The organism is Mycobacterium sp. IDUB_36, from assembly GCF_055419225.1.
Genome location: NZ_JBVAXH010000001.1, coordinates 1,081,126 through 1,102,374 on the forward strand (window position 1 = coordinate 1,081,126; position 21,249 = coordinate 1,102,374).

23 protein-coding genes and 2 pseudogenes are annotated in these 21,249 nt (G+C 67.0%); 13 read left to right on the top strand and 12 right to left on the bottom strand.

The genetic code is table 11. The annotated features are described in order from the left end of the window. The first annotated feature begins 129 nt into the window (after positions 1–129). The gene (locus ACZYW1_RS05285) at positions 130–1,098 is read left to right on the top strand and encodes a diacylglycerol/lipid kinase family protein (protein ID WP_463783876.1); all 969 of its coding nucleotides are present in this window, start codon (positions 130–132) and stop codon (positions 1,096–1,098) included. Between the two features lie 261 nt (positions 1,099–1,359). Next, positions 1,360–1,614, top strand: coding sequence for a transcriptional regulator WhiB1 (gene whiB1 / locus ACZYW1_RS05290; protein ID WP_285187785.1), 255 nt, complete (start codon positions 1,360–1,362; stop codon positions 1,612–1,614). 72 nt (positions 1,615–1,686) lie between these two features. On the opposite strand, the gene ACZYW1_RS05295 is transcribed toward whiB1, so the two are convergent. After that, complete coding sequence (locus ACZYW1_RS05295) at positions 1,687–3,201, bottom strand: sensor histidine kinase (protein WP_463783878.1); 1,515 nt, start codon at positions 3,199–3,201, stop codon at positions 1,687–1,689. Positions 3,202–3,230: 29 nt separating this feature from the next. After that, the gene (locus tag ACZYW1_RS05300) at positions 3,231–3,446 is read right to left on the bottom strand and encodes a biotin/lipoyl-binding carrier protein (protein WP_068919671.1); all 216 of its coding nucleotides are present in this window, start codon (positions 3,444–3,446) and stop codon (positions 3,231–3,233) included. 357 nt (positions 3,447–3,803) lie between these two features. Here ACZYW1_RS05300 and ACZYW1_RS05305 point away from each other — a divergent pair, with 357 nt between their 5' ends. Together ACZYW1_RS05305 and ACZYW1_RS05310 are read left to right on the top strand one after the other, a co-directional pair. After that, the gene (locus tag ACZYW1_RS05305) at positions 3,804–4,457 is read left to right on the top strand and encodes a hypothetical protein (RefSeq protein WP_463783880.1); all 654 of its coding nucleotides are present in this window, start codon (positions 3,804–3,806) and stop codon (positions 4,455–4,457) included. A gap of 67 nt (positions 4,458–4,524) precedes the next feature. After that, complete coding sequence (locus ACZYW1_RS05310) at positions 4,525–4,599, top strand: 50S ribosomal protein bL37 (RefSeq protein ID WP_011728008.1); 75 nt, start codon at positions 4,525–4,527, stop codon at positions 4,597–4,599. Positions 4,600–4,674: 75 nt separating this feature from the next. Here ACZYW1_RS05310 and rsrA read toward each other — a convergent pair whose 3' ends face one another. Both rsrA and ACZYW1_RS05320 read right to left on the bottom strand, forming a co-directional pair. Then, the gene (gene rsrA / locus ACZYW1_RS05315) at positions 4,675–4,941 is read right to left on the bottom strand and encodes a mycothiol system anti-sigma-R factor (RefSeq protein WP_463783883.1); all 267 of its coding nucleotides are present in this window, start codon (positions 4,939–4,941) and stop codon (positions 4,675–4,677) included. Further along, positions 4,938–5,615: a sigma-70 family RNA polymerase sigma factor gene (locus tag ACZYW1_RS05320; RefSeq protein ID WP_463787690.1), complete on the bottom strand. Its 678-nt coding sequence runs from the start codon at positions 5,613–5,615 to the stop codon at positions 4,938–4,940. Before ACZYW1_RS05320 ends, rsrA begins: the two co-directional genes overlap by 4 nt. A gap of 229 nt (positions 5,616–5,844) precedes the next feature. Here ACZYW1_RS05320 and ACZYW1_RS05325 point away from each other — a divergent pair, with 229 nt between their 5' ends. Together ACZYW1_RS05325 and ACZYW1_RS05330 are read left to right on the top strand one after the other, a co-directional pair. Continuing rightward, entirely contained in the window at positions 5,845–6,693 is an 849-nt protein-coding gene (locus tag ACZYW1_RS05325; protein ID WP_463783885.1) for an SDR family oxidoreductase, read from the top strand. A 13-nt stretch (positions 6,694–6,706) separates the two neighbouring features. After that, positions 6,707–7,189: an aminoacyl-tRNA deacylase gene (locus ACZYW1_RS05330; RefSeq protein WP_463783886.1), complete on the top strand. Its 483-nt coding sequence runs from the start codon at positions 6,707–6,709 to the stop codon at positions 7,187–7,189. Here the strand turns inward: ACZYW1_RS05330 and ACZYW1_RS05335 are convergent. Together ACZYW1_RS05335 and ACZYW1_RS05340 are read right to left on the bottom strand one after the other, a co-directional pair. Beyond that, on the bottom strand, positions 7,180–8,019 hold the full coding sequence (locus ACZYW1_RS05335; protein ID WP_463783888.1) for an enoyl-CoA hydratase/isomerase family protein: 840 nt from the start codon (positions 8,017–8,019) through the stop codon (positions 7,180–7,182). The genes ACZYW1_RS05330 and ACZYW1_RS05335 overlap by 10 nt on opposite strands. Beyond that, positions 8,012–8,566 carry a TetR/AcrR family transcriptional regulator gene (locus tag ACZYW1_RS05340; protein ID WP_463787691.1) on the bottom strand — a complete coding sequence of 185 codons (555 nt, stop codon included), beginning with the start codon at positions 8,564–8,566 and terminating at the stop codon, positions 8,012–8,014. The genes ACZYW1_RS05335 and ACZYW1_RS05340 overlap by 8 nt, the downstream gene beginning before the upstream one ends. 131 nt (positions 8,567–8,697) lie before the next feature. Here ACZYW1_RS05340 and ACZYW1_RS05345 point away from each other — a divergent pair. The 3 genes and pseudogenes from ACZYW1_RS05345 to ACZYW1_RS05355 form a co-directional block, all read left to right on the top strand. Continuing rightward, positions 8,698–8,771: pseudogene (locus ACZYW1_RS05345) on the top strand (hypothetical protein); the annotation flags it as partial. 13 nt (positions 8,772–8,784) lie between these two features. After that, the gene (locus tag ACZYW1_RS05350) at positions 8,785–10,203 is read left to right on the top strand and encodes a phytoene desaturase family protein (protein WP_463783891.1); all 1,419 of its coding nucleotides are present in this window, start codon (positions 8,785–8,787) and stop codon (positions 10,201–10,203) included. 10 nt (positions 10,204–10,213) lie between these two features. Next, positions 10,214–10,956 (top strand): annotated as a pseudogene (locus ACZYW1_RS05355) (SDR family NAD(P)-dependent oxidoreductase). Here ACZYW1_RS05355 and ACZYW1_RS05360 read toward each other — a convergent pair. Continuing rightward, a complete protein-coding gene (locus ACZYW1_RS05360; protein ID WP_463783892.1) occupies positions 10,957–11,829 on the bottom strand; it encodes a 3-hydroxyacyl-CoA dehydrogenase family protein in 873 nt (290 codons plus the stop codon). It abuts the pseudogene before it with no gap. Positions 11,830–11,928: 99 nt separating this feature from the next. Here ACZYW1_RS05360 and ACZYW1_RS05365 point away from each other — a divergent pair, with 99 nt between their 5' ends. Next, on the top strand, positions 11,929–13,293 hold the full coding sequence (locus tag ACZYW1_RS05365; protein ID WP_463783894.1) for an HNH endonuclease signature motif containing protein: 1,365 nt from the start codon (positions 11,929–11,931) through the stop codon (positions 13,291–13,293). A gap of 1 nt (position 13,294) precedes the next feature. On the opposite strand, the gene ACZYW1_RS05370 is transcribed toward ACZYW1_RS05365, so the two are convergent. Beyond that, positions 13,295–14,080: an SOS response-associated peptidase gene (locus tag ACZYW1_RS05370; RefSeq protein ID WP_463783896.1), complete on the bottom strand. Its 786-nt coding sequence runs from the start codon at positions 14,078–14,080 to the stop codon at positions 13,295–13,297. Between the two features lie 194 nt (positions 14,081–14,274). On the opposite strand from ACZYW1_RS05370, the gene aroA reads away from it, so the two are divergent. Together aroA and rsgA are read left to right on the top strand one after the other, a co-directional pair. Next, positions 14,275–15,567, top strand: coding sequence for a 3-phosphoshikimate 1-carboxyvinyltransferase (gene aroA, locus ACZYW1_RS05375; RefSeq protein ID WP_463783898.1), 1,293 nt, complete (start codon positions 14,275–14,277; stop codon positions 15,565–15,567). Beyond that, on the top strand, positions 15,564–16,544 hold the full coding sequence (rsgA, locus tag ACZYW1_RS05380) for a ribosome small subunit-dependent GTPase A (protein WP_463783900.1): 981 nt from the start codon (positions 15,564–15,566) through the stop codon (positions 16,542–16,544). Before aroA ends, rsgA begins: the two co-directional genes overlap by 4 nt. Here rsgA and ACZYW1_RS05385 read toward each other — a convergent pair. Next, positions 16,541–17,032 carry an SRPBCC family protein gene (locus ACZYW1_RS05385; RefSeq protein WP_463783903.1) on the bottom strand — a complete coding sequence of 164 codons (492 nt, stop codon included), beginning with the start codon at positions 17,030–17,032 and terminating at the stop codon, positions 16,541–16,543. The genes rsgA and ACZYW1_RS05385 overlap by 4 nt on opposite strands. 10 nt (positions 17,033–17,042) lie before the next feature. On the opposite strand from ACZYW1_RS05385, the gene ACZYW1_RS05390 reads away from it, so the two are divergent. Continuing rightward, a complete protein-coding gene (locus tag ACZYW1_RS05390) occupies positions 17,043–18,080 on the top strand; it encodes an LLM class flavin-dependent oxidoreductase (RefSeq protein WP_463783904.1) in 1,038 nt (345 codons plus the stop codon). Here the strand turns inward: ACZYW1_RS05390 and ACZYW1_RS05395 are convergent. The 3 genes from ACZYW1_RS05395 to ACZYW1_RS05405 form a co-directional block, all read right to left on the bottom strand. Further along, entirely contained in the window at positions 18,077–18,610 is a 534-nt protein-coding gene (locus ACZYW1_RS05395; RefSeq protein ID WP_463783907.1) for a hypothetical protein, read from the bottom strand. The genes ACZYW1_RS05390 and ACZYW1_RS05395 overlap by 4 nt on opposite strands. A 27-nt stretch (positions 18,611–18,637) precedes the next feature. Further along, a complete protein-coding gene (locus ACZYW1_RS05400; protein WP_463783908.1) occupies positions 18,638–19,927 on the bottom strand; it encodes a fatty acid desaturase family protein in 1,290 nt (429 codons plus the stop codon). A gap of 84 nt (positions 19,928–20,011) precedes the next feature. Further along, positions 20,012–21,163 carry a ferredoxin reductase gene (locus ACZYW1_RS05405; protein ID WP_463783910.1) on the bottom strand — a complete coding sequence of 384 codons (1,152 nt, stop codon included), beginning with the start codon at positions 21,161–21,163 and terminating at the stop codon, positions 20,012–20,014. Positions 21,164–21,249 lie beyond the last annotated feature (86 nt).

Sequence of the window (21,249 nt, forward strand, 5' to 3'; positions counted from 1 at the left end):
ACCCCACAGTCGCGCTCCTCCTCCGGCCGCGAGGCGGCCGGCATCGTCGCCGCTCACCCCACACCCGCGCTCCTCCTCCGGCCGCGAGGCGGCCGGCATCGTCGCCGCTCCGGGCTAGGCTTTGACATCATGCGCGCCGTCCTGATCGTCAACCCGACCGCGACTTCGACGACGACAGCCGGCCGCGACCTGCTGGCGCACGCGCTCAAAAGCCGCCTCGAGCTGACCGTCGAGCACACGCGCCACCGTGGCCACGGTCGGGAGATCGCGCAGGCCGCGGTCCAGGACGGCGTCGACCTCGTCGTCGTCCACGGCGGGGACGGCACGGTGAGCAATGTCGTCAACGGCCTACTCGGGAAGCCCGGACCGCAGCTACCCACCGGCCACATTCCAGCGCTGGCGATCGTGCCTGGCGGTTCGGCCAACGTCGCGGCCCGCTCGCTGGGCATCCCCCCGGGTCCGATCGATGCCACCAACCAGCTGATCTGGTTGCTCGACACCTACGGTCCGCAAAAACAGTGGCGCCGGATCGGTCTGATCGACTGCGGCGAGCAATGGGCGGTGCTGAACGCCGGGCTGGGCGTCGACGCCGAGGCCGTCGCCAAGGTGGAGGCACAACGCGAAAAAGGTCGAAAGGTCACGCCGACGCGCTACATCCTCGCCGCGACCCGCGCCACCCTCGCCTACTCGCGTAAGCAGCCGCGGTTGACCGTCGAATTGCCCGGCCGCGACCCGGTCGAGGGCACCTACTTCGTATTCGTGTCCAACTCCAGCCCCTGGACCTACGCCGACGCCCGCCCGATGTGCACGAATCCCGGCACCACCTTCGAATCCGGGCTGGGGGTGTTCGGAGTCACGAAGTTGAAGGTCGTGCCTAGCCTGCGCCTGGTCGCACAGATGTTCTCCAAGCAGCCCAAAATAGCCGGTGATCAGGTCGTTCGCGACGACAACGCGGATTTTGTAAGGGTGACCTGTGCCGATCCGCCCATCGCGAGCCAAATCGACGGTGACTACCTCGGGTTGCGCGAGGAAATGACTTTCCGTTCAGTCCCCGACGCTCTCGATGTCGTCGCTCCGCCCCCGAAAAGGTCACCCTGACCTGGGACGATCACACATTGTGGGCAAAACCACTGGTCAGACCCGCAAGGAGTGTAGTACAACCGATTAAGGGATTTGGTAACAGATCTCTGAAGTGAGATAGCCCACGGACCAACGAGCCGCTATTGACATCTGTTGAGCCTGTGAAACGATCGAACAATCGCATGCAACGGTACGGAAACATTTCTTGTGCCTGCGTTAACAGCCGAAGACAATCATTCGTGCGCACAGTGCTGCGCACACAGTGAGGAGTATCGACCTATGGATTGGCGCCACACTGCGGTCTGTCGCGACGAAGACCCGGAGCTGTTCTTCCCTGTCGGGAACAGCGGACCGGCTCTCGCTCAGATCGCCGACGCGAAACTGGTCTGTAACCGCTGTTCGGTGACCACCGAGTGCCTCTCGTGGGCGCTCAGCACCGGACAGGACTCAGGCGTGTGGGGTGGCATGAGCGAAGACGAGCGACGTGCATTGAAGCGTCGCAACGCTCGGACGAAGGCTCGTACCGGAGTCTGACCCCTCAGCGCTTACAACGGTGCGGCCCCGACAATCAGTTGGGGCCGCACCGTTGTGTCTGGGGTCAGTTCGCTATTGCAGAACCCGGGCGCGACGACCGATCGGGACGCGCAACACCACGTCCGTCCCGCCTTCGGGGGCGTCCAGCATGTCCAGGGTCCCGTCGAGTTCGGCCGAGACCAAAGTCCGCACGATCTGCAGCCCGAGCCGGTCGGACTGCTCGACGCTGAAGCCGTCGGGTAGCCCGCGGCCGTTGTCGTGCACCACTACATCGAGCCAGCGCGCCGATCGTTCGGCCCTGATCGTCACCGCTCCGCCGCCGGTGGCCGAATCACACGTGGCCTGGTCGAAGGCGTGCTCGATCGCGTTCTGGACGAGTTCGGTGATGACCATGATCAACGCGGTCGCGCGATCGGAATCCAGCACTCCCAGCATCCCTGTCCGATTGATCCGGATCGGGGTGTCGACGGTCGCTACGTCGTTCATGATCGGCAGAATCCGGTCGATCACCTCGTCGAGGTTGACCTCCTCGTCGACGGACATCGACAGCGCATCGTGGACCAACGCGATCGACGAGACTCGCCGCACCGATTCGATCAGCGCCTCTCGCCCCTCGGCGTTTGTGGTTCGGCGCGCCTGCAGGCGCAGCAGCGCCGCTACGGTCTGAAGATTGTTCTTCACCCGGTGGTGGATCTCCCTGATGGTGGCGTCCTTCGACATCAGGGCGCGGTCGCGGCGCTTGATCTCGGTGACGTCTCGAACGAGCACCGCCGCGCCGGCGGCTGACCCGTTGATCACCAGCGGCAGCGTCCGCAGCAGCACCGCGGCACCGCCGGCGTCGACTTCGATGCGCATACTGGCTCCACCGCGCAGCGAGTTGAGCACATGCTCGGCGAGCTCGTGAGCCTCGAACGGGTCGGAGATCAACGGGCGGGTGATCGCGATCAGGTTGTGCCCCTCCAACTCTGAGGTGAGGCCCATCCGGTGGTAGGCCGACAGCGCATTGGGACTGGCATACGACACCACCCCGCCGACGTCGAGCCGGATGAACCCGTCACCGACCCGCGGGCTCGACCGCGACATCGCCAGGTCCCCGACGTTGGGAAAGGTGCCCTGCGACAACATGTGCAGCAGATCGCCGGCGCAGTCGAGGTAAGCGGTTTCCAGCTGGCTGGACTTCGGCACGTCGTCGACGCCGGTCTGATGCGTCAGCACCGCGACCACCGCGTCGCCGTATCGCACCGGAACCGCCTCGACGTTCACACCGGTCTGTTGCCACGAATAGTTCTGTCCTGCACCGCTTTCCAAGCGGATCGCGCCCGACTCGAAAGCCGCGGTGATCGGCGGCGTGCGGTCGGCGTCGACCACGGTCCCGACCGCGTCGCGCAACAGCACCGTGGGAGCGGTGTTCGGCCGGCACTGCGCAACGCAGACCAGTGAATCGTCTTCACGCCGAACCCACATCAGGTAATCGGCAAACGAAAGGTCGGCCAGCAGTTGCCACTCGCCCACCACGGCGTGCAAATGGTCGACCGCGCCGCCCGGCAGGACCGTGTTTTCGGCGAGCAGGTCACCGAGAGTGGACATCGGCGTTTCCCGTGGTGAGGATCGGGCGGCTAGCTGATCACGGCGATGAGATCGCCGGCTTGGATGACATCGCCGACGGCCACGCTGACCTTGCTGACGGTCCCGGCGACCTCGGCGAGAACTGGGATTTCCATCTTCATCGATTCCAGTAGCACCACGGTGTCGCCCTCGCCGATCTGGTCGCCCTCATGGACCACGACCTCGAGCACGCTGGCCACAATCTCTGCCCGGACGTCCTCGGCCATCCTCACCCCGTTCGTCAGCCAGCCGTTTTCGGCTTTGCGTTGCTTTATCGAACCACAGTCGATTTCCCCAGTTGTACTCCGAGCAGTGCTCGACCACGGCGAGGCGCACTGCCAGCCGGTTTGTACTGCCGAAAGGTCACGATTGATGTCTCGGAGATCTCGATAAGCAAACTCCAAGATCACTAAGAGAACCTATAGAGCCGCTTCTGTGACAGTGTCGTGCTCGAACTGTGACATTTGGCAAGCAGAGTGTCCCAAGTGAATGGAGTGCCAGAAGATCTTGAAGTGAAAGCGCCCAAACCGAGGAGAATTCCGTTGTCCGACAACATTTTTGAGCATTCGGCAGGTCGCAAATCGGTGACCCGAGCGGCTACTGGATTCGGGGTGGCGCTGGCAGCATTCGCCACGATCGGGCTCACCGCCGGTGCCGCGGCGGCCGCTCCCCAGCAACCCTTTGCCGCCGATGACCCGATCCCGGGTCTGCCGGGTGGCGCCGGCGGCGCGGTGAACATCGCCAACTCGCTGTTCGGCTCCCTGAGCGGGCTGATGAACAACGTCATTCCCGGGGCCGGCGACCTTTTGATGCCCGCCACCGGCGCGCTCGGCGGAGGCGGCGGCCTGCCCGGCGGTCTGCCCGGTGGGTTGGGTGGTCTCGGCGGAGGCGGCGGCCTGCCGGGCGGGATCCCGGGTGGCCTGCCGGGTGGCCTGACCGGTCAGACACTCCCGGGGCAGACGCCGGGACTCGGCGGTTATCCGGGCGGCCTCGCGGGTCAGGCACCGGGCGGCCTGCCAGGGCAGACGCTCCCGGGGCAGACGCCGGGACTGGGTGGCTACCCGGGTAGCACGGTTCCCGGCGGACCCGCTCCCCTATCGCCTGCTCAGGGCCCCGGTGCGGGCGGCCCGTTGGCCCCGGTCCAGGCTCCACTGGCCGGCCAGCCCGCCGGCCAGCAAGGCCCGATGGCATCGGCGAGCGCCAGCGGCGGCACCCTGGTGCACGTGCCGGTCGTCTAACAGTTGGCCTGTGCGGTGGGTGGCGTGACAGACTGATCGGCAGGTAGAACCGCGAGGAGGATCAGTCATGGCCAAGCGAGGCCGGAAGAAGCGCGACCGCAAGCACAGCAAGGCCAATCACGGCAAGCGGCCCAACGCTTAACCAACCGTTCGAAACAACAAAGACGCGGACCGTCCGACAGGCGGCCCGCGTCTTTGTTTTCGTCTGGTGCCGGCTCTAGCCGCCCCGGATGATCGTCGTCTGACTGATCTCCAGTCGCAGACGAGCCCGCAGGCTCTCCGGCGCACGCTCGCCGCGACACTTGGTCGAGATCAGCCCCTTGATGCGCTCCTCGAGCCCGTAGGCCTGAAAACAGGGCGGGCAGTCTTCGAGGTGCTGCCGGAGCTTGTCCTGGGTCTCCGGACTGCATTCTCCGTCCAGCAGGGTCCAGACCTCGGCGAGTACCTCGGCGCATTCGGCTTTGAACACCGGCTTGTCGCTCATGACGACACCTCCTCGGGTGTCTGGTCGCCGCGAATGAAGCCGCGTTCCCTGGCCACGTCGCTCAACAGTTCTCGCAGTTGACGCCGGCCGCGGTGCAGCCGCGACATCACCGTCCCGATCGGGGTGTCCATGATCTGGGCGATCTCTTTGTAGGGGAAACCCTCCACGTCGGCGTAGTAGACCGCCATCCGGAACTCCTCGGGCAACGCCTGCAGCGCCTCTTTGATCTCGGTGTCGGGCAGCGCCTCGAGAGCCTCGACCTCAGCGGACCGCAATCCGGTCGACGTGTGCTCGGCGCTGGCGGCCAGCTGCCAATCGGTGATCTCGTCGGTGGGATATTGCGCGGGCTGGCGCTGCTTCTTGCGATAGCTGTTGATGTAAGTGTTGGTCAGGATGCGGTAGAGCCACGCCTTGAGGTTGGTGCCCTCCCTGAACGACCGGAACCCGGCGTAGGCCTTGACCATGGTTTCCTGCAGCAGGTCCTCGGCGTCGGCAGGGTTGCGGGTCATCCGCAGCGCGCCGCCGTAGAGCTGGTCCAGCAGCGGGATCGCGTCGCGTTCGAACCGCGCGGTCAGCTCCGCATCGGACTCGGTGGATCGGCTTTCTCCACGAGTTTCGGTGAAGTCGACAGCCTCCGTGATTCCCGAGTCTGTCGCGCCATCGATGTCGGCCATGGTGGGTGACACAGTCCCTTCCGTCGCAATGCCGCTGAACAGGTCCATCAATACCGGACCCGATCGACGAAGGCTCGTTGCCGTTGGCACCCGACTCCCCTCTCCCAATCTAAAGGCTGTGACCGACATGTGTCTGCTCGACCAGTCAGGAGAGTCAACAGCGGCCATGGCCGGGCTATTTCCGGACCGCTGGTCCGGGGCGACTGTGAGCGGCGTTACTGTGGCGCTCATGTCACTCAAGGCCAAGACCATGTTCATCTCGGGTGCCAGCCGCGGAATCGGCCTGGCCATCGCCAAGCGCGCCGCGCAGGACGGCGCCAACATCGCGCTGATCGCCAAAACAGCCGAGCCGCACCCCAAGCTCGAAGGCACCGTCTACACCGCCGCCAAGGAGCTCGAAGAGGCGGGCGGTCAGGCGTTGCCGATCGTCGGCGACGTCCGCGACCCGGATTCGGTCGAGTCAGCGGTGGCGAAGGCGGTCGAGCAGTTCGGCGGCATCGACATCGTGGTGAACAATGCGTCGGCGATCAACCTCGGCACCATCAGTGAGGTGCCGATGAAGCGCTTCGACCTGATGAACGGCATTCAGGTGCGCGGCACCTACGCGGTGTCGCAAGCGTGTATCCCGCACATGAAGGGCCGGGACAACCCGCACATTCTGACTCTGTCGCCGCCGGTGTTGCTCGGCAAGGAGTGGCTGAAGCCGACCGCGTACATGATGGCCAAGTTCGGTATGACGCTGTGCGCATTGGGGATTGCCGAGGAACTGCGCGAGGAGGGCATCGCCTCGAACACGCTGTGGCCGCGCACGTTGGTAGCCACCGCCGCGGTGCAAAACCTGCTCGGCGGCGACGAGGCGATGGGCCGCGCCCGCAAGCCGGACATCTACTCCGACGCGGCGTACGTGATCCTGAACAAGCCGTCCAAGGAGTACACCGGCAATACCCTGCTCTGCGAAGACGTGCTGGTGGAGTCGGGCGTCAAGGACCTGTCGGTGTATGACTGCATCCCCGGTTCGACGCTCGGCGTCGACTTCTGGGTCGACGGCGTGAACCCCCCGGGCTACACCGGCGCCTGAGGGCGATCCCCCGGTGGCGGGTGCGGCCACTCGGGCGCTGGCGGTACTGAACGACGCCGGCGTCCCGCATGAGGTCGTCAAATTCGACCACGATCCGCGCGAACACTCATTCGGCGGCGAGGCGGTACGCGCCCTGAGTGGCACCGTCGAACCCGGACAGATCTACAAGACGCTGATCATCGCGGTCCCCGACGGGACGGCCGTGGCGATCGTTCCGGCGTTGGCGAAGCTGTCGCTGAAGTCGGCCGCCGCGGCGCTGGGCGCGGCCAAGGCCACTATGGCCGACCAGCGCGCCGCCGAACGGGCCACCGGTTATGTGCTGGGCGCCATTTCGCCACTGGGACAACGCACCCGACTGCCGACCGTCATCGACTCCAGCGCGCTGGGCTGGGAGCGGATGTACGTCAGCGCGGGTCGGCGCGGCTGGGATGTCGCGCTGGCGCCCGACGACCTGATCCGGCTCACCCTTGCGGTGACCGCGGAGATTCAGGCCTGAGACCTGGCCAGCATCGAGTGCACACTGTCGGCGAAGGCCGCGGTGGTGAAGCAGGTCGGTTCGGCGAATTCCTCCATGGTCAGTGCCTCGTGCCAGCCGGCGTCGGCGGTGGCCCGCAGCAGCGGCTTGGTCATCGCGACGGCATGCGCCGGCATGGCCGTCACTCGTGAACACCACTCGTCGGCGGCGGCCAGTAGGCCGGCGTGCTCGACAACCTGTTGAACCAGTCCGAGCCGATGCGCCTCGTGGGCATCGATGTGCTCGCCTCGTAGGTAATAGGCAAGCGCCGCTTGGTATCCCAGTCGACGGGTCAGCGCCCAGCTGGTGCCGACTTCGGGGATCAGGCCGAGCTTGCCGAAGGCCGGCACTATCACCGCGCGCTCACTGGCGACGGCGACGTCGCAGGACAGCGCCCAGGCCAGCCCGACGCCGGCGGCCGGGCCATTGACGGCGGCGACGAAGATCGTGTCCGATCCGGCGATGAGCCGTGCTATGCCACCGAATTCGCGGCGGATCCACCGCCACACATCGGCGACACCCTCGGGTTGGCTCAGGTTTTCGGTGGCCAGCCGCATCATCTTCAGGTCGCCGCCCGCACTGAAACCCGGATCGCGACCGGTCAGGACGACGCTGCGGACGTCGCGGTCGACCACGAGTGTGTCCAGCGCACAACGCAGTTGGCGCACCAGCGGAGCCGACAGCACGTTGAGTCGGTCGGGCTCGTCGAGGGTCACGACCGCCCGGTCGCCGCGGTGATCGACATGCACTCGGCGCGGCGCATCCGGGGCATCCCCTTCGGCGACCAGTCGTTGGTAGAGCGAATCAGCCATCATTCTCCTCGATTGCGTTGGCCCGCAGTGCCTTCCAGGCCGCGTCGGCAAATGTCTTGATCACGCCGCGCGGCATGCGGGACTCGTCGCCGGCGATCCAGTACCGGCTGAATTCCTGCGCAGGCCCGAACCACAGCGCGGCGGTGACTCCGCCCTGGATCGGGCGGAGGGCCCCGTAGCTGTGGTGCGGCCGCCACCAGTCGCGCACGTCGGCGAAGAACGTCCGGTTGGCCTCTCGCAGTTCGGGGCTGTCGAGCCGGTCCCCAAGCAGCAGTGCCGCCTCGGCTCGATTCGCGACCACCCAGCGCAGATGGTGCGCGACTCCGCCGCGGATTCCCTCTTCGGCGGTGTCGTGGCGGCGCAGCATCGTCACGAACCCGGCCTGGTATTCGCCCATCACCTGGGCGTAGACGGCGGCTGCCAGCGCCGGCTTGTCCGGGAAGTGGTGGTAAAGCGCCCCGACGCTGACCTGGGCATCGCGGCGGATCTCGTCCAGTGTCGCAGCGAGGGCACCGTCGGCGGCGAAGCGGAGACGGGCCGACTGCATCAACCGGCCCCGCGCGTCGACAGCTGTTCGCGGCACGAGGATTACTCTAACTGAACAGAGGATTTCTCGGTATTGCGAGTTTGCGGCGGGCTCGACATAGGGTTTGGTCATGACGAGTCCCGCCGGCGACGATGCAGAGCGCAGCGATGAGGAGGAGCAGCGCAAATGAGCACCGCTGGCGACGATGCAGAGCGCAGCGATGAGGAGGAGCAGCGCAGATGAATACCGCGGTCGTGGTCGGTAGCGGGCCCAACGGCCTCGCTGCCGCGGTGACCCTCGCCCAGCACGGCCTCGCGGTCACGGTGCTCGAGGCCGCCGACGAGATCGGCGGCGGCACGCGGAGCGGTGAGGCCATCCTTCCCGGGCTGCTCCACGACCACTGCTCGGCGATCCACCCGATGGCCGTGGGTTCGACGTTCCTCGGCGCGCTCGACCTCGATCGCCACGGTCTGCAGTGGCGGTGGCCCGACATCGATTGCGTCCATCCCCTCGACGATGGGACCGCCGGCGTGCTGTACCGCTCGGTGCAGACCACCGCGGACGGGTTGGGCGTCGACGGTCCGCGCTGGCAACGGTTGTTCGGATGGCCGTCGGCGAAGTTCGACACGCTCGCCGACGACATCATGGGCCCGCTGCTGCGCTGGCCGCATCATCCGCTGGCGTTGGCCCGATTCGGCGCCCCCACCGTCCTGCCGGGGTCCGCACTGGCTCGGACCTTTCGAACGCCGCAGGCGCGAGCTTTGTTCGGCGGCGCTGCCGCGCATTCCTTTCGGCCGCTGCACCACCCGATGTCGTCGGCGATCGGGTTGGGCATCCTGACCGCCGGGCACCGGCACGGCTGGGCCGTCGCGGCCGGTGGCTCACACACCATCGCCCGCGCGCTGGCGTCAGTGCTCAGCCAGTTGGGCGGCACGATCGAGACCGGCGTCCGCGTGCGGCATGCGGCCCAGCTGCCAGCGGCTGACGTGACGATCTTCGACCTCGCACCTGGCGCGATCGCCGATATTCTGGGCGACCGGTTGCCGGGCCGGGTGGCCCGCGCCTATCGCCGATTCCGCCACGGCCCAGCGGCTTTCAAGGTCGACTTCGCTGTAGAGGGCGGCGTGCCCTGGACCAGTCCGGAGGCGCATCGGGCCGGCACCGTGCACGTGGCCGGCGATTTCCGCGAGATGGCCGCCACCGAGCGCGACGTGAATGCCGGGCGGATGCCCGAGCGGCCGTTCGTCCTGGTCGGTCAGCAGTATCTCGCCGACCCGCAACGATCGGTCGGCAACGTTCACCCGGTGTGGGCGTATGCGCATGTGCCGAACGGGTTTTCGGGTGACGCGACGCCGGCCATCATCGCGCAGATCGAACGGTTCGCCCCCGGGTTCCGGGAGCGGATTGTCGGGCAGCTGGTGCGGACCCCCGCGCAATTCGAGTCCTCGAACGCCAATTTCGTCGGGGGTGACATCATGACCGGCGCCAAGAACATCCGCCAGTTGGCGTTCGGCCCGCGAGCGACGTTGTCGCCGTACTCGATTGGCGTGCCCGGCATGTACATCTGCTCGGCGGCCACGCCACCCGGACCCGGCGCGCACGGTATGTGCGGGGCCAACGCCGCGGATGCCGCGCTCGTTGAACTCACGCGGCGTTAGGCTCGCACCCATGGGACTGCGGGGTCTGGCCGACAAAGTCGTCGTCGTGGTCGGCGGCGGCAGCGGTATCGGCGCGCAGACGTCGGTTCGGCTCGGCGAGGAAGGCTGCCGGGTGGTCATCGGCGACGTCGTCGAGGATGCCGCCCGGCAGACGGCTACCCGCATCGTCGCCGCCGGCGGCACAGCGGCCCACGTCCGGTTCGACCTTTCCGACCCCCAATCGGTAGCCGACTTGATCAACAGTGCCGCAACGAAATACGGCGGAATCGACCTGCTGTTCAACGTCGGCGCGGACATGAGCACTCTGCCCGCCGACACCGACGTCGTCGACATCAATTTCGGCGTGTGGGACCGGGTGATGACGGTCAGCCTGCGCGGCTACCTGGCAGCGATGAAATACTCCATCCCCTCCATGCTGGGTCGCGGGGGTGGCGCGATCGTCAACATGTCGTCGGCCGCGGCGTTTCAGGGTGAGCCCGCGCGACCTGCGCACTCACCCGACACGTCGCGTCGAGGTGGGGCAAGGACGGAATCCGGTGCAATGCCGTCGCGCCCGGTTTCACCGCGACCGAGGCCATCCGGTCGGTGCCGCAGTGGCCGGAACTCGAGGCCGCCGCATTGAAGCGCATGCGTTCGACACGCGTTGGCGCCCCTGACGACGTCGCTGCCCTCGTCGCGTTCCTGCTGTCGTCGGAAGCCGCCTGGATCAACGGCCAGGTGCTCAACGTCGACGGCGGCACCATCCTGCGCTGATCAGCCGGAGTAGCGGTAGAAGCCTTCACCGGTCTTGAGGCCGAGCTTGCCGGCGTCGACGTAGGACTTCAGCAAGTCCCTGGGGCCTTTGGAAAGCTGCGGAAACTCGGCCACGTAGTGGTTTTCGACGTCCAGGGCGACGTCGAGACCGACCAGGTCCATCAACTGGAAGGGTCCGGCCGGCGCACCCAGGTTGAGCCGGTACATGCCGTCGACGTCCTCGGGGCGAGCCACCCCCTCGGCCACCACCGACAGCGACTCACGCTTGATCGCCGCCCACACCCGGTTGAAGATGAAGCCGGTGCACTCCTTGCGCGCCTCGAACGGGTAGACACCGAATTCGGGCAGCACCGCGAGCAGCGTGTCCAGCAGGCCGCGGTCGGTCTCACCGTCGGACATCAGGTCGAGCCCGTTGATCTCCGGTGGCATGTAGAAATGCGTGTTGCACAATCGCGTTTTGTCTCTGACGTTTTCGGCCATCAGCCGCGACGGGTACGAAGACGAGTTGGTCGCGAAAATGGTGTCGGCCTGCGCGGCCCGGTCGATCTCGCCCCACAGCGGGATCTTGACCTCGAGCTTCTCCGGCGCCGACTCCACCGCCAGCCACGCGCCGTCCAGCGCCTCCGTGAGCGATGTGGTGCCGGTCGCCCGGCCCGGTTCGCCGAAGCCGCGATTCTCGATGATCCTCGAAAGGTTCTCCGCCACATACTGTGTCGCGGACTGCAGTTGTTCGTCGCGGCGAGCGTAGATGCGCACTGTTCCACCTCGACTGGCGAGCATCAGCGCGATCCGGCGCCCCAGCGTCCCCGCGCCGATGACCGCGACGGGACGGTCCCGGATGTCGTCGAACGTGTAGGTGTAGTTGCTTGTCATAGGGATACGCTATCCCTGAACGCAAATCACTTGTGCCACATTGATTTCAGCAGTCACAGGATGCTGATTTCTGTCGGACCCCGTTCGTAGAGTTGGCCCATGGCATCAAGCACGCGTGAAGAGATCGTCGGGAGCCTCGACGCCCTCGATTCCGACCTGGACCGCGTGTGCGGCTTGTCCTTCGATGTGCTGACCACACCCGAACGGCTTCGCGTACTGGAGCGGTTGGAGACAACCGCGAGGCGCCTCCGAGTCCCCGAACATGCGCTGGTCAATCAGCTCGCCGAGCGGGCGGGAGACGAGGAACTGGGCGGCAGGCTGGCAGACGCACTGGCCAATCAGCTGCGCATCTCCCGCACCGAGGCGAACCGGCGCATCAGCGAGGCCGCCGATCTGGGCGAGCGCAGCGCGTTGACCGGCGAGTCGTTGTCACCGCGGCTGTCTGCGACGGCCGAAGCGCAACGGCAGGGACGTATCGGCGACGAGCACGTCGCGGTGATTCGCAGCTTCTTTCGTCGGCTGCCCGACGGCGTAGACCCGTTGACCCGGCAGGCCGCCGAAGCAGACTTAGCAGACAAGGCCACGGAGTATCGCCCCGATGAGGTTGCAAAGTACGCGCAGGTCTTGATGGATTGCCTGAATCCGGACGGCAACTTCACCGACGCGGATCGCGCCCGACGGCGCGGCGTCGTCATCGGTCGACAGGAGCTCGATGGCATGTCTCGCATCAAGGGCTACCTGAATCCCGAGTTACGAGCCACCTTCGACGCGGTGCTGGCCAAACTGGCCGCGCCCGGGATGTGCAACCCCGACGACGCCACTCCCGTTGTCGACGACGACCCGTCCGAAGACGCGGGCCGACGCGACACCCGTTCCGAGGCCCAGCGCAATCACGACGCTCTGCTCGCAGGGATGCGTGGCCTGCTGATGTCCGGGAAGCTCGGCCGGCACAACGGATTACCCACCACGATCGTGGTGACGACCACGTTGAGAGAACTGGCGTCGGCAGCCGGACGCGGACGGGCCGCGGGCGGGAGCTGGTTGCCGATGAGCGATCTCATCCGGCTGGCCGGTCACGCTCACCACTACCTCGCCATCTTCGACGAAGGCAAACCGCTTTCCCTCTATCACGGCAAGCGGTTGGCCTCGCCGGCACAACGAATCATGTTGCACGCCAGGGATCGTGGCTGCACGAGGCCGGGCTGCACCGCGCCCGGATACTGGACTCAGGCGCATCACACCAAGGGCTGGGCGGCGACTCGCCGAACCGACGCCGGCGAGTTGGCGCTGGCCTGCGGGCCCGACAACCGACTCGCCGAAAAAGGTTGGACAACCCGAATGAACGCCCGAGGCGAGGCCGAGTGGATACCCCCGTCGCACCTGGACCGCGGGCAGCCGCGGGTCAACACTTTCCACCACCCCGAGAAGGTTCTCGCGCCCGACGAAGAACCGGGCGCGGCCTGAGTTACAGCAACGTGGCCTGTTCGGGCTGCGGTTCGGCCGGCTCCCACAATTCCGGGCCATTGTTGCGAATGTTGTTGACCAGCGTGGAGATCTCGCGCATTTCTATGCCGTCGATGTTCGGCGGCGCGGCAAGGAAGTCGGAGTCGGGAGGCGCATCGGGATCCAGCCAACGGTCCCACTCCCCCTCCGGCACGATCAACGGCATCCGGTCGTGGATCTCGGCCAGCTCGCCGACCGCGTCGGTGGTGATGATCGTGCAACTCAGCAACGGCGCTGTCCCTTTCTCGTCCTTCGGATCTCTCCAGACCGACCACAACCCCGCCATGAACAGCATCTCGCCGTCGGCGCGGTGCATGAAGAACGGTGTCTTGCGCGACTTCTTGCCGGTGTCGGTGGGGTTGGCACGCCACTCGTAGTAGCCGTCCATCGGCACCAGGCAACGCTTGGACTTGGCGCTGGACCGGAATGCCGGCGAGGACGTGACCTTCTCGGCGCGAGCGTTGATCAGCAGTGGGCCCTTGGATTCCGGGGCGCCGTCGGACCCGGCCTTGGCCCACGGCGGGATCAACCCCCAGCGCATCGACCGGACCCGTCGGGTGGCCTCGTCCTCGGGGTCTTCGCGGTCGGCATGCCGGCGAACGACGGTGGTGATGGTGGTCGTGGGCGCCACGTTGTAGTTCGGGGCGGGCGACTCAGCGCCGTCTTTCGCCGAGCGTGCCTCGTTGATGGCCTCGATCTTCTCGGCCAGCAGAGCCGGGTCTGTCGTCACCGCGAATCGTCCGCACATGTCTTCCATGGTGCCTGGCTCGGCACTCTGGCGGCGACCCGCTGCACCCGGCTTCGCCGCGCTTGCGATCGCCTGGGCCTTCCTGACGGCGACCCGCTGCACCCGGCTTCGCCGCGCTGGCGATCGCCTGGGCCTTTCTGACGGCGACCCGCTGCACCCGGCTTCGCCGCGCTGGCGACCGCCTGTGAGCGACAATGGAGCACGTGGACACCTGGCCCGCCCCCTTCGCCTCGCGGCCGGTGCATGCGACGGTGACGGTGCCGGGCTCGAAATCGCAGACCAACCGCGCGCTGGTGCTCGCGGCGCTGGCCGCCGCCAACGGCGTCTCGACCATCAGCGGCGCGCTGCGCAGTCGCGACACCGACCTGATGATCGGCGCACTGGAGTCCCTCGGCCTGCAGGTCGACGGATCGGCCGACCAGCTCGAAGTCAGCGGAACGATCGCCCCGCCGGCGGATGCCCGCATCGACTGCGGCCTGGCCGGCACTGTGCTGCGCTTCGTCCCATCGCTGGCGGCCCTGGGCACGGAGACCGTCACGTTCGACGGCGACGAGCAGGCCCGGGCCCGCCCGATCGCCCCGCTGCTGAACGCACTGCGCGGTCTGGGCGTCGACATCGACGGCGACGGGCTCCCGTTCCGGGTCCGCGGCGCCGGGAAGGTCGCCGGTGGCGCGGTGGAGATCGACGCCTCGGCCTCGTCGCAGTTCGTCTCCGGCCTACTGCTCGCAGGCCCGTCGTTCGCCGACGGCCTGGCCGTGCACCACGTCGGCCCGTCGCTGCCGTCGGCGCCGCACATCGCGATGACGGTGGCGATGCTGCGCCAGGCCGGCGCGGACATCGACGACACCACCGCCTACCGCTGGGACGTCCGACCGGGTCCGGTCGCGGCTCGGCACTGGCACATCGAACCTGACCTGTCGAACGCCGTCCCGTTCATCGCCGCCGCGGCGGTCAGTGCGGGCACGGTCCGGATCACCGGCTGGCCGTCGGCCAGCATTCAACCCGCCGACACCATCCTGAGCATTCTCGCCCAATTGAATTGCACTGTGAGGCACGATGATTCGTACCTTGAAGTGCATGGCCCACCTTCGTATTCCGGATTCGACGTCAACCTGCGCGACGTCGGCGAGTTGACCCCGTCGGTGGCGGTGCTCGCTGCGCTGGCCGCGCCGGGTTCGATATCGCGGCTGTCCGGCATCGCCCACCTGCGCGGCCACGAGACCGACCGGTTGGCCGCGCTGAGCACCGAGATCAACCGGCTCGGCGGCGACTGCCGCGAAACCGCCGACGGGCTGGAGATCACCGCCACCGCAATGCACGGCGGCACCTGGCAGTCCTACGCCGATCACCGGATGGCCACCGCCGGGGCGATCGTCGGTCTGCGGGTCGACGGCGTGTACGTCGAGGACATCGAGACCACCGCCAAGACGCTGCCGAACTTTCCGTCGATGTGGGGCGACGTGCTGGCGCAGGAGTCCGGCGGTTGAAGCCGGAGGACTACGACGAGTCCGACGTCAAGATCCGCTCCGGGAAAGGTTCCCGGCCGCGGACAAAAACCCGTCCCGAGCACGCCGACGCGAAACCCGCCATGGTGGTCAGCGTCGACCGCGGCCGCTGGGGATGCGTGCTCGACGGCGACATCGAGCAACGCGTCACCGCAATGCGGGCACGGGAATTGGGCCGCACGCCGATCGTCGTCGGTGACGAGGTCGACATCGTCGGGGACCTGTCCGGCCGGACCGACACGCTGGCCCGTATCGTGCGTCGCGGCCCGCGGCGAACTCTGTTGCGGCGCACCGCCGATGACACCGACCCGACTGAACGGGTGGTGGTGGCCAACGCCGACCAGCTGCTGATCGTGGTGGCACTGGCCGATCCACCGCCCCGGACCGGTCTGGTCGACCGGACGCTGATCGCCGCGTACGCCGGCGGGCTGGTCCCGATTCTGTGCCTGACCAAAACCGATCTCGCGCCGGCCGAGCCGTTCGCCGGGCAGTTCGCCGACCTCGACCTCACCGTGATCACCGCCGGCCGCGACGACCCGCTGGAAGCAGTGTCACACCTGCTGGTCGACAAGATCACGGTGCTACTGGGACATTCCGGTGTCGGCAAGTCGACGCTGGTGAATCGTCTTGTCCCCGAAGCACATCGAGCCGTAGGCGTTGTCACCGACATCGGCCGCGGCCGGCATACGTCCACCCAGTCGGTGGCGCTGCCGTATGACCCCGGCGGCTGGGTGATCGACACGCCCGGAATCCGCTCGTTCGGGCTGGCCCACATCAAACCCGACGACGTCGCGCTGGCGTTCTCAGATCTGGCCGAGGCGATCGAGAACTGCCCACGCGGGTGCGGGCATCTGGGTCCGCCCGCTGATCCCGGATGTGCGCTGGACGAGTTGACCGGCCCGGCGGTGCGCCGGGTGGCAGCAGCGCGCAGGCTGCTGGCGGCGCTGCGGGAAAGCTAAGCCTCAGCCCGCGATCGGACCCACTCCAGGTTGGCCTGCATGTTCTGCTGCCATTCGGCCAGTCGATTGGACACGATCCTGGCCTCCTTGTCCGGCATCGCCTCGATCGCCGGGGTCAGGCCCGACGGGCCGGGACCCATTCGGCCCCACTGCCGGATGAGCACGCCGTCCCTCGTCGGTTCGACCTCGAATCCCCATGTCGCGCTGGCACCGTCGGGTCCGACCACGTCGTACACCCAGCGGCGCTGATCCTCGACTTCGACCACCTCGCACACCGTCGACCAGTCGCCGAACGCTTCGTGCCTGCTGCGTCCGCAGAACCGCGCGCCGACTTCGACGCCGGTGGCACCGTCGAGCCAATCGACACCCTGCAATTCCGAGGAGCAGTAAGTCGGTAGATCGATGTCGGTCACCAGCGCCCATGCCGTGGGCAGGTCGCACCGAACGCGCTGAGTCACTTCGACTGTGGGTAGATCGCGATAGCGCATGATGGCTAGCATGCCAGCTATGAAGGTCGCCGCGATGGTGGAACCGCGATTGCCGGGCGCCGCAGAGTTCGCGGTGGCCGCCGAGAAGATCGGCGTCACGTCGCTGTGGGTCCCCGAGGTCTGGGGATACGACGCGCTGACCGGGCTGGCCTATCTGGCGGCCAAAACCTCGACGATCCAGCTGGGAACCTTTGTGGTACAACTGGGTTCGCGTACTCCGGCACTGCTGGCGACGTCGGCGCTGAGCTTGCAGGAGCTGTCTGCGGGCCGGTTCCTGTTGGGGGTCGGAACGTCCGGCCCGCGGGTCATGGAGGGCTGGCATGGCGTCCGCTTCCGCAAGCCGGTGCAGACCACCCGCGAGACCATCGAGATCGTCCGGATCGTCAGCCGCGGCGAGCGTCTCGAGCACGACGGTGAGATCTATCCGCTGCCTCTGCCGGACAGCCGGGGCGCAGCGATCAAGCCGCTGGTGGCTCCCCGGCATGTCCCGGTCTACGTGGCGGCGATGGGGCCGCGGAACCTGGAGTTGACCGGCGAGGTGGCCGACGGCTGGCTGGGCAACGCGTTCATCCCCGAGACGGCCGAGGTGTTCCTCGGACCGCTGCGTGACGGGGCGCAGCGGGCGGGACGCAGCCTGGATGAACTCGACCTGGTCGCGCCGGTGGCGGTGGAGTTCCACGACGACCAGGCTTCCGGCGACGCAGCCGCCCGCCGGCATGCCGAGGGCTACGCGTTCACCATCGGCGCGATGGGCGCGGGCGGTTCGAGCGGACAGAACTTCTACAACGACGCGTTCAGCCGACTCGGTTACGCCGACGAGGTCGCAAAGGTCGCTGCGCTGTGGCAGGCCGGCGATCGCGACGAGGCCCGCAGCACGGTGCCGCTGGATCTCGGCCGGCTGACGAATCTGCTTGGCACCGAAGACGTCATCGCCGAGCGCATCGAACGGTACCGGGCAGTCGGCATCACCACGCTGCTGGCGAAGCTGGAGGGCGATCACCAGCGTCAGCTGGCGACGCTGCAGCGGTTGGTCGCCCTGGCGAACTAGAAGCGCATCATCGGCAGCGGCCGCAGCGGGTGACGTACCGCGTGACCGCTGAGACCCTTCGCCAAGAATGCGTGAAACCCGTTGTACGGCAACGCCTTGACCGCAGCACGAACGGCGGATCGCGCGACACCTTGTCGCAGCACGCCGTGGCTGACGTCGATCAGATCGGCTTGGCGGAAGGTCTCCGTGACCTCGGCGTCGCGCACGGGACGCAGCCGGTGGTGCTCGGTGACCAGTGCCCGCAGTTGAGCGATGTCGGTGACGCCGAATTCGTCGGCATACGCTTCGGCGAGGTCAACGGACGGCCCCAGGTAGTCCCAGGTGTCGGCCGTCCAGATACCGAGGTCGTGGGTCGCCCAGGCCAGCGCCGCGACGTCGGGTATCGAAAAGCCAAGCAGCAGTTGGTGATAGGTGATGCAGCGGTAGACGTGGTTGGCGTACGCCGAGCGGTAGTCGCCCAACGCGTCGCTGTGCCGGTCCAACACCGCGTCGACGATCGGATGCGCGGTGACGACGTTCTGCAGGTCCACCGCGCCGAGTCTAGGCCCAGGCCGGGCCTAGGCGGCTAAGTCGTCCCGCCCGGGGATCTGCTCGTGGCCCGCGACCCGCTTGTTGCGCCGCCACCCGCGCACGGCCGCAATCGCCGACTTCAGGCCGCGACGGCGGCCCGTCGAGGGATCCGTGCCGGCGAAACCCGGCCCCAGTTCGGTGAACATCGACTCGCTGCGCGTCTCCGGGGCGTTGTCGGCGGTGGCGCGTAAGTACTTGTCCGGCAACGACAGCTTCGCGATCGTCCGCCAGGTCTTGCCGTACTGCACCAGGAAAGAGCCTGTGGTGTAAGGCAAGTCGTACTTCTCGCACACCTGACGCACCCGCACCCTGATCTCGGGATACCGGTTGCTCGGCAGATCCGGGAACAGGTGGTGCTCGATCTGGTGGGACAAACTGCCGCTCATGAAGCGCAGCACCGGGCCGGCGTTGAAGTTGGCACTGCCCAGCATCTGGCGCAGGTACCAATGTCCCTTCGACTCGCCCACCATGTCGGTCTTGGTGAATTTCTCAGCGCCATCAGGGAAGTGGCCGCAGAAGATCACGGCGTTGGCCCACACGTTGCGGATGATGTTGGCGAGAATGTTGGCCCGCAGCGTCGATTTGAACGACGCGCCGGGCGACAGTGCTGTCAACGCCGGAAACGCGACGTAGTCCTTGAGCACCTGGTGACCGGCCTTGTCCAAGAACTCTTCGACCCGCTCGCGGGCGTCGTCGTTCTCCATCCGCCTCATCACGATCTTGCCGATCTCGACGTGCTGCAGCCCCACGCCCCACTCGAAGCCGAGCGCGAGCATCGCGTTGTAGAACACGTTCAACACGTTGAACCGTTTCCACGGGTGGTCGCGGGTCACGCGCAGCAGACCGTAGCCCACGTCGTCGTCCATGCCGAGGATGTTGGTGTACTTGTGGTGCACGTAGTTGTGGGTGAAGCGCCAGTGCTTGGACGAGCCCATCATGTCCCACTCCCACGACGAGGAGTGGATCTCGGGATCGTTCATCCAGTCCCACTGGCCGTGCATGACGTTGTGGCCGATCTCCATGTTCTCGACGATCTTGGCCACGCCGAGCGTCGCGACCCCCGCCCACCAGGCCGGGCGACGGGAGCTGAACGCCAGCATCACCCGTCCGGCCACTTCCAGCGCGCGCTGGGCAGCGATGGTGCGGTGAATGTAGCGGGCATCGCGCTCCCCGCGGGAGTCTTCGATGTCTTGGCGGATGGCGTCGAGTTCAACGCCCAGGTTGTCGATGTCCGCGTCCGTCAGATGCGCAAAGACATCGAGGTCGGTGATCGCCATCGTGAGGTTCGCCTTCCTGCAGCCTGCAGTTCCTTACCTACGCTATCGTAACCTACGAAAGCGTAGGTTACTAGCCGGTAACCCTCAGACGTCGAGTGTGCAATCGCCCGAAGCGGCCGACACGCACGTCTGCACGCGGGTGCCCGGCTCACGCTCCTCGCCGGTGCGCAGGTCGCGGACATGGCCGTCGACCAGGCTGACCACGCAGGACTGGCAGATCCCCATTCGGCAACCGAACGGCATCTGTACGCCCTGCTGCTCGCCGGCGTCCATCAGCGACGTCGCCGCGTCGGCCGCGGCGACTTTTCCGCTCTTGGCGAAGGTGACCGTGCCGCCGGCGCCGGCCGGCGCCGCCTTCGAGACGGCGAACCGCTCGAGGTGCAGACGGTCGCTGACACCGGCGGTCGACCAGACCTGTTCGGCCGAGTCGAGCATCGCCTCCGGCCCGCAGGCCCAGGTCTGGCGGGCGCGCCAGTCCGGCACCTCGGCGTCCAGTCGGGACAGATCCAGCCGCCCCTCGCTGCGCGTGGTGCGCAGTTGCAGTCGATAGCCCGGATTCTCGGCGGCCAACTGCTCGAGTTCGGCGCCGAACATCACGTCGTCGGCGGTGGGCGCCGAGTGCAGGTGCAGTACATCGGTGATCTGGTCACGACGGACCAGCGTGCGCAGCATCGACATCACCGGCGTGACGCCCGACCCGGCGGTGAGGAACAGCACGGCGGGCGGCGCCGGATCCGGCAGAACGAAGTTGCCCTGCGGAGCGGCCAATCGAACGATCGTGCCGGGCGTGACGCCGTCGACCAGATGGGCCGACAGGAAGCCTTCGGGCATCGCCTTGACCGTGATCGTCACGGTGCGCGCCCGGCGGTGCAGGCTGGTCGTCACCGGGCTGGACGTCAGCGAATACGACCGCCAACGCCAGCGACCGTCCATCAGCAGACCGATGCCGAGATACTGCCCGGCCTCGTAGTCGAAGCTGAAGCCCCAGCCCGGCTTGATCACCAACGTCGCCGAATCGCGGGTTTCCCGACGCACTTCCAGGATCCGTCCACGCAGTTCCCGCGCCGACCACAGCGGGTTGGCGAGGCGGGTGTAGTCGTCCGGCAGCAGGGGTGTGGTGATGCGGTGGGCGACTTTCCGCAGCGCATGCCATCCGGCGTGGGATTCCACTCCGGCCAGCGTAATAGGCCGGGTTTCGATGACATCGGCCGCGGCTCGAGAGATTTTTCGGGCCATTGTGCTTCCTGTCCATCCAAGGATCGTGGCTCACGCCGGGACGGAACCTACGGTACCGTAACTTACGGTTCCGTAACTCAGGGAAG